Genomic DNA, 10272 nt, shown 5'->3' with positions numbered 1-10272 from the left:
GCGACCTGAGCGCCAGCGGCGCCCGCCGCCGCATCGACGTGAAGGGCAAGGTGGTGTCCCCGGGCTTCATCGACTCGCACACGCACGACGACAACTACCTGCTCAAGCATCGCGACATGACGCCCAAGATCTCGCAGGGCGTCACCACCGTGGTCACCGGCAACTGCGGCATCAGCCTGGCGCCGCTGGCGCACGCCAGCCCGCCCGCGCCGCTGGACCTGCTGGACGAAGGCGGCTCGTTCCGCTTCGAGCGCTTCTCCGACTACCTGGAAGCCTTGCGCGCCGCGCCGCCCGCCGTCAACGCCGCCTGCATGGTGGGCCATTCGACTCTGCGCGCCGCCGTCATGCCCGACCTGAAGCGAGAAGCCACGGCCAAGGAGATCCAGGCCATGCAGACGCTGGCCGACGACGCGCTGGCCAGCGGCGCCATCGGCATCTCCACCGGCGCGTTCTACCCGCCCGCCGCCCATGCCAGCACCGAGGAAATCATCGAGGTCTGCCGCCCGCTGGGCACGCATGGCGGCGTCTACGCCACCCACATGCGCGACGAGGGCGAGCACATCGTCGAGGCGCTGGAAGAAACCTTCCGCATCGGCCGCGAGCTGGACGTGCCGGTCGTGATCTCGCACCACAAGGTCATGGGCAAGCCCAACTTCGGGCGTTCCAAGGAGACGCTGGCCCTGATCGAAGCCGCCATGGCCCGCCAGGACGTGTCGCTGGACGCCTATCCCTACGTGGCCGGCTCCACCATGCTCAAGCAGGACCGCGTGCTGCTGGCGGGCCGCACGCTCATCACCTGGTGCAAGCCTTGTCCCGAGCTGAGCGGGCGCGACCTGGAGGAAATCGCCGCCGAACGCGGCAAATCCAAGTACGACGTGGTGCCCGAGCTGCAGCCCGCCGGCGCCATCTACTTCATGATGGACGAGCCCGACGTGCAGCGCATCCTGGCGTTCGGCCCCACCATGATCGGTTCCGACGGCCTGCCCCACGACGAACGCCCCCATCCGCGCCTGTGGGGCACCTTTCCCCGCGTGCTGGGCCACTACTCGCGCGACCTGGGCCTGTTCCCGCTGGAGACCGCGGTCTGGAAAATGACCGGCCTGACCGCCGCCAAGTTCGGCCTGGCCGAACGCGGCCAGGTGTTGCCCGGCTACTACGCCGACCTGGTGGTCTTCGACCCCGCCACCGTGGCCGACTCGGCCACCTTCGAGCGTCCCACCGAGCGCGCCGCGGGCATCCACTCGGTCTACGTCAACGGCGCGCCCGTCTGGGAGGACCAGTCCTTCACCGGCCTGCACGCAGGCCGCGTCCTCAACCGGACAGCAGCCTGAGCCCCGCCAGCCCTTACAATCCGGCATACGCGGCGGGGCTTGCGGGCCCTGCCCCCAACCAACTTCTACCTGCCAGATCGCTACATGGCCCTACCCGGCACTACATCCCCGCCCGAGATCGTGGGCAAGGAAGAAATGGGCGCTCGCCTGCGGGCCGAGCGCAAGGCGCGCAAGATGACCTTGCAGGCGCTATCCCGCGCCAGCGGCATCGCGGTGTCGACGCTGTCGAAAGCGGAGCTGGGGCAGATCGCCCTGAGCTACGAGAAATTCGCCGCGCTGGCGGGCGCGCTGGGCATAGACATGACCCGCATGTTCATGCTGCCGGACGCCTCGCAGGCCGCCGTCGCCCCGACCTTCGTCAAGAACAAGCTCAGCGACGCCCGCGACTACGTCACGGAGAACTACCACTATCGCCTGCTGATGGGCGAATACCCCGGCAAGAAGATGACGCCCATGCTGGCGCTCATCGACTCGCGCAAGGTGGTGGAATTCGAGGACTACATCCGCCACCCGGGCCAGGAATTCGCCGTGGTCCTGTCGGGCAAGGTCCGCATCCAGTTCGAAAACGGCGACAGCGTCGTGCTGGGCAAGCTGGAGACCGCCTACTTCGACAGCAGCATCGGCCATGTCTACCTGTCCATGAGCAAGAAGCCCGCGGAAGTGCTGGCGGTGTGCAGCGACGTGGGCGAGGTGCCGTCGCGGCTGAAGCCGCCCGAATGACCCGGGATTTCGAGCTGCGCAGCGCCTAGCCCAGCAGTTCGGCGCTGTGCTCGCCCAGCCCGGGCGCGGCGCCGGCTGACTCCCTGGAGCTTGCAGAGAACCGGAACGGCGTCGCCGCGCAAAGCAGCTCCCCTTCGGTCGGGTGCTGAACGGTCTCGAAGAAACCCACGTCAGCCAGATGCGGATCCCGCAGCAGGTCATCCAGACTGTTGGCAGGTCCCGCGGGAATGTCGTGCTCCAGGAACAGCGCCAGCCATTCCGCCGTGCTGCGTTCCAGCAGGCTGCGGCTGACTTCCTCGTACAGGGGTTCGGCGTGGCTGATACGGTCCCCCATGGTCAGGAACCGCGCGTCGGCGGCCAAGTCGGGCCGGTCGAGCAAGGCGAACAGGCGCTGCCATTGCGCGTCCGTGTTGGCTACCAGGCAGACATGGCCCTCGCGGGTCTTCAAGGGCCGGTGATAGCGGCTGAAGACCCGCTCATAGCCGCGCGGCGCGGTCGCCATCTCCGAGCCGCTGAAGATGCTGTCGGCCAGATGTTCGACCAGATTGAAAGAGGCCATGGTTTCGAACATGGGAACCTCCACCTGCTGCCCGTTCCCGCTGGCGGCTCGCGCCACCAGCGCCGACGCGATGGCGCCCGCCAGATAGACGCCGCAGAGCTTGTCGGTGAACAGCATCGGAATGAAGCCCGGCTCGCCATACATCCTGGCATGCAGGCCGGACACGCCGCTCATGCCCTGGATCACGTCGTCGTAGGCGGGGCGCTCGGCGTAGCGGCCGTCCTGGTGAAAGCCAAGAGCCACGGCATAGACGAGCCGCGGATGGCGCTGCGCCAGGCTGTCGTAGTCTATGCCCAGGCGCCTGGCGGCAGCGGGCCGCATGTTGTGCACGAAGACGTCGGCGCTGGCCAGCAGCGTGTCCAGCCGCGCCACGTCGGCGACATTCTTCAGGTCCAGGACCACGCTGCGCTTGCCGCGGTTCAGGTTCAGGAAGAACGATCCCATCCTGGCATTGCGCGACTTGCCGACCATGCGCATCGGGTCGCCCTGGGGCGGCTCGACCTTGATCACATCGGCGCCCATGTCGGCAAGCAACTGGGTCGCCATCGGTCCAAACACGAAATTGCTGGCGTCTATGACGCGCATACCGGACAAAGGGCCTGTCATGCTCGTTCCTGGTTGGGGGTGGCCCTGCTCGGGCCTTGAGTGGATGGAAGGGCTGCCGCCAGCGCGGACTGCTCGCGCGCCTCGCGCAACAGATCGCGTCCAATGATCAGATGCTGGACCTCGGTCGCGCCCTCGTAGATGCGCAGCGCCCGCACGTCGCGGTACAGCTGCTCCATGATGTACCCGCTCCGCACGCCCAGCCCGCCATGCATCTGCAGGGCAGCGTCCACCACCTGCTGCGCATGCTCGGTGGCGGCCAGCTTTGCCATGGCCGCATCGCGCGACGAACCCCGCCCCGCATCGCGGGCCCAGGCGGCGCGATAGACCAGCAGCGCCGAAGCGTCGGTCTGGGTTGCCATCTGGCTCAACCTGGCCTGGGTCAGCTGGAAATCGGCCAGCGTCTTGCCGAACATCTCACGTTGCAGCGCATGCTGCGTGGCCTCTTGCAGCGCCCGGCGCGAGAAGCCCAGCGCCGCCGCGCCCACCGAGGTCCGGAAGATATCCAACGTGCGCATCGCGAGCTTGAAGCCCTGCCCCGATTCGCCCAGCAATTGCCCGTTCGCGACACGGCAGGCGGTGAACCTGAGGGTAGCCAGCGGATGCGGGGATAGCACGTCGATGCGCTCCGCGATCTCCAGTCCCGGCGTATCCGCATCCACGATGAAAGCCGATATCCCCTTGGCGCCGGCGCTGCGCGGATCGCGCGCAAAGACGACGTAGTGGTCGGCGATGCCGCCGTTGGAGATCCAGGTTTTCTCGCCGTTCAGGACATAGGCATCGCCATCCTGTCTGGCCGAGCACGACAAGGCGCCCACGTCGGAGCCTGCCTGCGTCTCCGACAACGCGAATGCCGCGATGTGGCGTCCTGCCCGGGCGGGGGCCAGATACCGCTGCCGCTGCGCGGGGGTGCCGTCCAGCGCAATGGCGGCCGATCCCAGGCCCTGCATGGCGAACGCGAAGTCGAACAGCGCGCCATGTCGGGCCAACCGGTCGCGCAGCAGGCAGACCGCGCGCGTGTCGATGCGGGCGCCGGGGGCTAGCGGGTCGGGCACGGCGTGAGCCAGCAGGCCCGCCTGGCCCAGGCCGGCCACCAGGAGCCGGCATTGTTCGTCCATCTCCGCCCGGCTTTGCGGCGCGGTCCAGGCGGGCCTTGTCTCCAGCCAGGCGTCGGCCTGCCGCAGCAGGTCACGATGCCGAGGCTCGAAGAACGGCCACGCGAGCGTAGCTTGCATGTTCATGGAACAACGTCCTGTCGTGTAGGCTGGGCGCTATTGCTTGGGGATGTTGGCGCTCTGGGCCGTGGCAATCTCAAGCTCGATCTCTTTCTTCTGGAACTTGGCCAGCGCGGCCGCGTCGCCAATGAAGGAGATGAAATTGCTCTGCGCCAGGAAGGCTTGCGTCTTGGGATCGGCGTAGATCTCCAGCAGCGCGTCCTGCAGGGTCTTCACGACCGGCGCGGGCGTCTTGGCCGGCGCGAACATGGCCCACCACGCCACCTTGAAGAAATCCTTGTAGCCCAGTTCCTGCAGGGTGGGCACGTCCGGTACGCTGGCCAATCGCTTATCCGTCGTCACTGCGAGCAAGCGCAGTTTTCTCGCCTGGACCAAGGCCTGCGCGCCGCTGTACTCGGCGATCACGAAGTCGACCTGCTTGCCCGCCAGATCATTCAGGGCCGGCCCCGCCCCCTTGTAGGAAATGCCGTTGGCGCTGGCCTGCGCCAGCGACAGGAACCACTCGCTGGCAATCTGGTAGGTGGCGCTGCCCGCCCCGTAGTTCAGTTTCTTCGGATCCTTCCTGGCGGCCGCCACCAGGTCCGCGACCGTCTTGTAGGGCGAGTCCTGATAAACATAGAAGCCCATGGGCGCCTGAGCCAGCACCGCCACCGGCGCCAGATCGACCAAGGGGTCATAGGGCAGCTTGGCGAACGCCGCGACGTTGGTCGCCACAGGCGCATTGGCCGCCAGCAGCAGCGTGTAGCCATCGGGCGCTGCGGACACGACGGCCTGGGTCGCGATAATGCCGCTGGCCCCGGGGCGGTTCTCGGCGATCACGGGTTGGCCCAGCTTGGCCTCCAGCTGGCGGGCGGTGTAGCGCGCCAAGGTATCGGTGCCCGTGCCGGGGGGATACGGGACGATCAGCCGGATCGGCTTGTCGGGAAAGGCGTGGCTGATCTGGGCGCCCAGCGCCAGCACGGCGCCTACGAGCAAAGTGGTCAATCGCTTCATGTCTCCAACTCCTTTGTGTGCTCTGTTGTCTTTTGGAATTGCGGGCGCCAGCGTTCGCGGTCAGGAAGATGACTGCGGATGCAAGGCGACCCGTCCGATGACCTCGCGAGAGGCCAGCGCGTCCAATGCGGCCGCGTATGCCTCCAACGGATAGGTCTGCTGGGTGCAGGGTTTCAGCGCCCCTTCGACGACCCAATCGAACATCGTGGCGAAGGCGGCGCGCACCGCTGCCTTGCGCTCGGGCGGGACGGACACCCTGCCCCAGCCCATGTAGTAGCCCCAGTAGATGCCGATAGCGGTGGCGTTCTTGACCAGCAGGATGTTGGCGGGAATCTGCGGAATGTCGCCGCCGGCAAATCCCATCGGAATCAAGCGCCCTTCGGGCGCGACGCAACGCAAGGACTCTTCGAAGACCTTGCCGCCCACCGGATCGAAGATCACATCGGCGCCGCGCCCGTCGGTCAGGGACAGCACCGCGTCGCGGAAGCCCCCTTCCCGGTAGTTCAGCCCCACATCGGCGCCATGGGCCCGCGCCGCGTCGAGCTTGGCCTGGGTGCTGGCGCACGCGATCACGCGCGCGCCCAGCCGCTTGGCAATCTCGATGGCCGCCAGTCCGCTGCCGCCGCTGGCCCCGTGCACCAGCACGGTCTCGCCCGGCTGCAGATGCGCGCGCCAGCGCAGCGCGCCATAGGCGGTGGCGTAGATGGTTGGAAACTGTACGGCGCTGTCGAAATCCACACCGGCGGGCAGGGCGAATGTCGTATCGACCGGCGCCACCACTTCGCAGGCAAAGCCGCCCGACTGCACGCCGGCCACCACCCGGTCGCCCGGACGGAACAGCGTCACGCCTGGAGCGCATTCCCGCACGATGCCTGCCACCTCGGTGCCCGGCGTCAGGGGTAGCGGCGGCCGGTTCTGGTGCTTGCCCTGCAACACCAGCAGGTTGGCGAAGCTCACGCCGCAGGAATGCACTTCGATGCGCACGCTGTCCGCCCGCAAGGGCGGCGCGGCGCAGGTCTCGACGTTGACCAGGCCGGGATCGTCCAGCCCCCGGCAGATGACGGCTCGCATGGTTCTCTCCTAATCGGTTTCTGGCAAGGCGCCATGGCGCCCCGCGCCCTGCTCGAAACGCTGCGCGCCGGCGCGCGCCTCCAGCTTGCGCGCGGCGGCGGCGTAGGCCATCTCGGCAGCCACCGCGTCGCGCTCGGACAAGGCCAGCTGGGCATAGGCCGATTGCCGGTCCGAGCGCATCGCGATCTGCGGGAATTGCGCCATCTGACGGGCCAGCGCCTCGGCCTCGGCACGCGCCTGTCCGTCAGGCACCACGCGATTGACCAGCCCGAAGCGCTCGGCTTCCGGGGCCAGCACAATACGGGCGGTCAGCAGCATGTCCAGGGCGCGGCTCATGCCTATCAGGCGCGGCAGGCGCACGGTGGTGCCGTCGCTCATCGGCACGCCCCAACGGCGCGACAGTACGGCGAACGAGGCGCTTTCCTCCGCGATGCGCAGATCGCACCACAGCGCCACGCCCAATCCGCCCGCGCAGGCATGCCCGGCCACCGCCGCGATGACGGGCTTGGACAGCGGCGCATGCAGGGGGCCGTCCGGGCTGCCTGCCCAGGGCTCATAGTCAGTGCCTCCCGCCAATTCCTTCAGATCAGCGCCAGAACAGAAGGCGCCGCCGGCGCCGCACAGCACGGCTACCCGGGCCTGTTCGTCGGCGTCGAACTCGCGCAGCGCTCGCGCCAGTTCGGAGGCAGCCTCGCGATCCAACGCATTGCGCACCTCGGGCCGGTTGATGATCACCGTGGTCACAAAGCCGGCGCGTTCCACCAGGATTTTCGGAGCCATGAATCGCTGTCGTCCTGTAATTTGAATAATACCAAGCAGTATTAAAATGATTGAAAAAAAAGCCGCGCGGAACGGTCCGTTGGCGCGGCCCGGCTTTACTGCGGATGCGGCAACAATGCGCTGACCGCAAAGCCGGCCAGTTCGCTGGCGACTCGCTCGCGGTCCTTCGCAGTTTCGTTCTTGCGCGGGTGATACCAGCGCGAAGTCCAGTTCAAAGCCCCCAACAGCGGCTTGACCAGCAGCTTGGCGTCCATGGAGCGGAAATCGCCGCACTGCACGCCCTCCTCGATCACACGCACATACAAGGCTTCATTCGCCGCCCGCAACTTCAGGATCTCTTCCAGTTCGGCGCGTTCGGACGCGGTGGTGCGGCCCGTCAGATGCAGCTCCAGCCCTTGCGCCGCGACACGCAGGTAGGCCAGATGCTCCATCATCAGCACGGTATGGTCATGCGCCATCTTCCGCAGCTTGACGGCAGGCCGTTCGGCCGACAGCGCGTGCGGCTCGATCGCTTCGCGGGTCAGTTCCATGGCGCGCCGCTGCACGGCGAAGAACAGCGCCGACTTGTTGCGGTAGTAGTAGTAGATGATGCCTTTGGTCGCGCCATAGGCCACGCTGATGTCGTCCAGCGATGCCGCTGAAAAGCCCAGGTTCATGAACACGGACGCGGCCGCATCGAGAATGGCGAGCCGCTTCTCGATTCCTTCCGTGCTGTCTATCAGGCTAGGCCGTCCCATAATGTCCTTGCTCTACCGGAAACAAACGCGAAATTCTACTCTCAGGCCTGCCTGCCGGCGCCCGCGAACTCATCACGGATCGCCTGCGTGTGCGCGCCTATGGCGGGTACCGCACCAAGATTACGCGGCTCGCCACGCACCTGAACGGGCGGCGCCACAATCGAGGCCACTCCATACGCGGTGCGCACCTCGGAGCGGCGCAGGTGCGGATGCGCCGACAATTCCTTAACGCCGTTGACTGACGCATAGGCGATCTTCGCCAGTGTCAGACGCCGCCGCAATTCCTCCAGAGCCACCGTACTCAATACGGCTTCGATCGCGGCTTTCAATTCCTCCGCATGGCGCACGCGGTCGCGATTGCTGCGGTAGCGCTCGTCATCGACCCATTCGGGCTTTCGCAGCACGTCGCAGGCGAAGCGGCGCCACTCGCCATCGTTCTGCACGCCGATCAGGATCGACTGGCCGCCTTCGCAAGCGAAGGCGCCATAGGGAGCGATGGTCGGATGCCCGAGGCCTACGCGCGGCCACACCGTGCCGGCGTAGTCGTAGTGCAGCAGGGGCACGGTCATCCAGTCGGCCATTGCGTCGAACAGCGACACGTGCAGGGCACTGCCCTGCCCGGTCCGCTCGCGCTGCAGCAGCGCTTCCAGGATGGCTGCGTGCGCATACATGCCAGTGCCGATATCGCAGGCGGATATGCCCACCCTGCCCGGCGCCTCCGGCGTGCCGGTCACCGACGCGATGCCCGATTCGGCCTGCACCAGCAGATCGTAGGCCCGCATGTCCGCATAGGGACCCGACTCGCCGTAACCCGTGATGTCGCAGGTAATCAGCCTGGGATTGGCGGCGCGCATTTCCTTCCAGCCGAATCCGGCGCGTTCCGCCGCGCCCGGCCCCAGGTTCTGGATCAGCACGTCGGCCTGCAGGATCAGCGTGCGCAACAGCGCCAGATCCTCAGGCTGAGAGAAATCGAGAACGATGGATTCCTTGCCGCGGTTGAGCCAGACGAAGTATGTGCTGTCGCCCATGACCGCGCCGTCGTAGCCGCGCGCGAAATCTCCAGCCGCGCGTTCAATCTTGATGACGCGCGCACCGGCATCGGCCAGCCGCGACGAGGCATAGGGCGCTGCGGCTGCCTGCTCCACAGCGATCACCAGCAGACCTTCCAGGGGCAATGCCATCTTTGTCTCCGATCCAGCATTCGTTTTTTTAATGCTACCGCGTAGTATTAGAACTGACAAGACCCGGCCCTCGCCGCGTCTGGAACGTGGCGGAGCCGCTGCGAGCACTGGCATACAGCTGTCACACTCGCGGGCGATACTGCCGTTCGGATATCCGCCAGCCCGCCCGAACCCGGGAACGCGCCGGATATTCATATAAAAGGTAAGTCGTTGGCCGCCGCCCCTGGCCGCCTTACGATAGCTGGCATCGACTGGGCCTGGCGCCCGCAGGAATGCTTCACATGCAACGCTTGATATCCCCCATCCTTACCCGCCGCCCGGTGCTGCTGGCCGGTCCGCTCAGCGCGCGCCGCTACGACGCCGTGGTTTCCCTCAACGCGCACCGCGAAGCCCGCAGGCTGCGCGAATCCGCCCAGCGCATCCTGGCCGTTTCCGCCCGCTACATGTTGCCGGGCGCCTGACCCTGTCCCCCAAAACCGCGCCTGACGCCGCGACCTGATCCCTTCCAGGCGCGGAACGCCCGCCGCCCTCATGCAGCCCCTCTGCCGCTTACTGCGGTAGGATTGCCGATTCCGCCCGGACCCGCCATACACTCGTCGGCCCGGGCCAGGCAGAACAGGAGTCATGCATGCAGAAGGTGGTAATCGTAGGCGGCGGCCACGCGGCGGCGCAATTGTGCGCCAGCCTGATAGAAGGCGGCTTTCCCGGCAGCCTGACGCTGGTGTGCGAAGAGGCCTCGCTGCCCTACCACCGGCCACCGCTCTCCAAGACCTACATCAAGGATCCGGAAGCCCCGATCCAGTTGCTGCGCCCCGAGACCGTCTACGCCGACGCCGGCGTGCAGGTCCTGCTGGCGGACCCCGCGGTCGGCATCGACCGCGATGCGCGCCGGCTGACGCTGGCTTCAGGCAAGCAGCTGGACTATGACGCGCTGGTGCTGGCCACCGGCACGCGCGCGCGGCGCCTGCCTGACGTGCCCGACGAACTGCAGAACCTGATCTACCTGCGCAACGCCGACGACGCCGCGCGCCTGCGCGCCGCGATCGCCGACGCGCCTTCGGT

The 10272-nt window shown here is 67.1% G+C and carries 11 protein-coding genes; 4 read left to right on the top strand and 7 right to left on the bottom strand.

All coding sequences use genetic code 11. The annotated features are described in order from the left end of the window. Both VIR09_RS15380 and VIR09_RS15375 read left to right on the top strand, forming a co-directional pair. Positions 1-1331, top strand: a 1331-nt coding sequence (locus tag VIR09_RS15380) for a D-aminoacylase (RefSeq protein ID WP_332013652.1), incomplete at its 5' end; no start/stop codon positions are given. Positions 1332-1415: 84 nt separating this feature from the next. Then, positions 1416-2051: a helix-turn-helix domain-containing protein gene (locus tag VIR09_RS15375; RefSeq protein ID WP_207468631.1), complete on the top strand. Its 636-nt coding sequence runs from the start codon at positions 1416-1418 to the stop codon at positions 2049-2051. 25 nt (positions 2052-2076) lie between these two features. Here VIR09_RS15375 and VIR09_RS15370 read toward each other — a convergent pair whose 3' ends face one another. The 7 genes from VIR09_RS15370 to VIR09_RS15340 all read right to left on the bottom strand — a co-directional run bounded on the left by VIR09_RS15370 (position 2077) and on the right by VIR09_RS15340 (position 9210). Continuing rightward, on the bottom strand, positions 2077-3216 hold the full coding sequence (locus VIR09_RS15370) for a CoA transferase (protein ID WP_332013651.1): 1140 nt from the start codon (positions 3214-3216) through the stop codon (positions 2077-2079). Further along, positions 3213-4454 (bottom strand): acyl-CoA dehydrogenase family protein, encoded by a 1242-nt coding sequence (locus tag VIR09_RS15365; protein ID WP_332013650.1) that lies wholly within the window; start codon positions 4452-4454, stop codon positions 3213-3215. The genes VIR09_RS15370 and VIR09_RS15365 overlap by 4 nt, the downstream gene beginning before the upstream one ends. A 30-nt stretch (positions 4455-4484) precedes the next feature. Then, positions 4485-5441 carry a tripartite tricarboxylate transporter substrate binding protein gene (locus tag VIR09_RS15360; RefSeq protein WP_332013649.1) on the bottom strand — a complete coding sequence of 319 codons (957 nt, stop codon included), beginning with the start codon at positions 5439-5441 and terminating at the stop codon, positions 4485-4487. Between the two features lie 60 nt (positions 5442-5501). Next, positions 5502-6512 carry an NADPH:quinone oxidoreductase family protein gene (locus tag VIR09_RS15355; RefSeq protein ID WP_332013648.1) on the bottom strand — a complete coding sequence of 337 codons (1011 nt, stop codon included), beginning with the start codon at positions 6510-6512 and terminating at the stop codon, positions 5502-5504. Between the two features lie 9 nt (positions 6513-6521). Continuing rightward, positions 6522-7292, bottom strand: a complete 771-nt coding sequence (locus VIR09_RS15350; protein ID WP_332013647.1) for a crotonase/enoyl-CoA hydratase family protein — start codon at positions 7290-7292, stop codon at positions 6522-6524. 95 nt (positions 7293-7387) lie between these two features. Then, entirely contained in the window at positions 7388-8029 is a 642-nt protein-coding gene (locus VIR09_RS15345) for a TetR family transcriptional regulator (protein WP_332013646.1), read from the bottom strand. Between the two features lie 41 nt (positions 8030-8070). Then, entirely contained in the window at positions 8071-9210 is a 1140-nt protein-coding gene (locus VIR09_RS15340; protein WP_332013645.1) for a CaiB/BaiF CoA-transferase family protein, read from the bottom strand. A 281-nt stretch (positions 9211-9491) separates the two neighbouring features. Between VIR09_RS15340 and VIR09_RS15335 the strand changes: the two genes are divergently transcribed. Together VIR09_RS15335 and VIR09_RS15330 are read left to right on the top strand one after the other, a co-directional pair. Then, positions 9492-9671: a hypothetical protein gene (locus VIR09_RS15335; RefSeq protein WP_059375255.1), complete on the top strand. Its 180-nt coding sequence runs from the start codon at positions 9492-9494 to the stop codon at positions 9669-9671. A gap of 167 nt (positions 9672-9838) precedes the next feature. Beyond that, positions 9839-10272, top strand: a 434-nt coding sequence (locus VIR09_RS15330) for an FAD-dependent oxidoreductase (protein WP_332013644.1), incomplete at its 3' end; no start/stop codon positions are given.

It is taken from the genome of Achromobacter sp., assembly GCF_036567245.1.
GTDB lineage: Bacteria > Pseudomonadota > Gammaproteobacteria > Burkholderiales > Burkholderiaceae_B > Achromobacter.
This window is presented reverse-complemented; position numbering and strand designations above follow the sequence as displayed.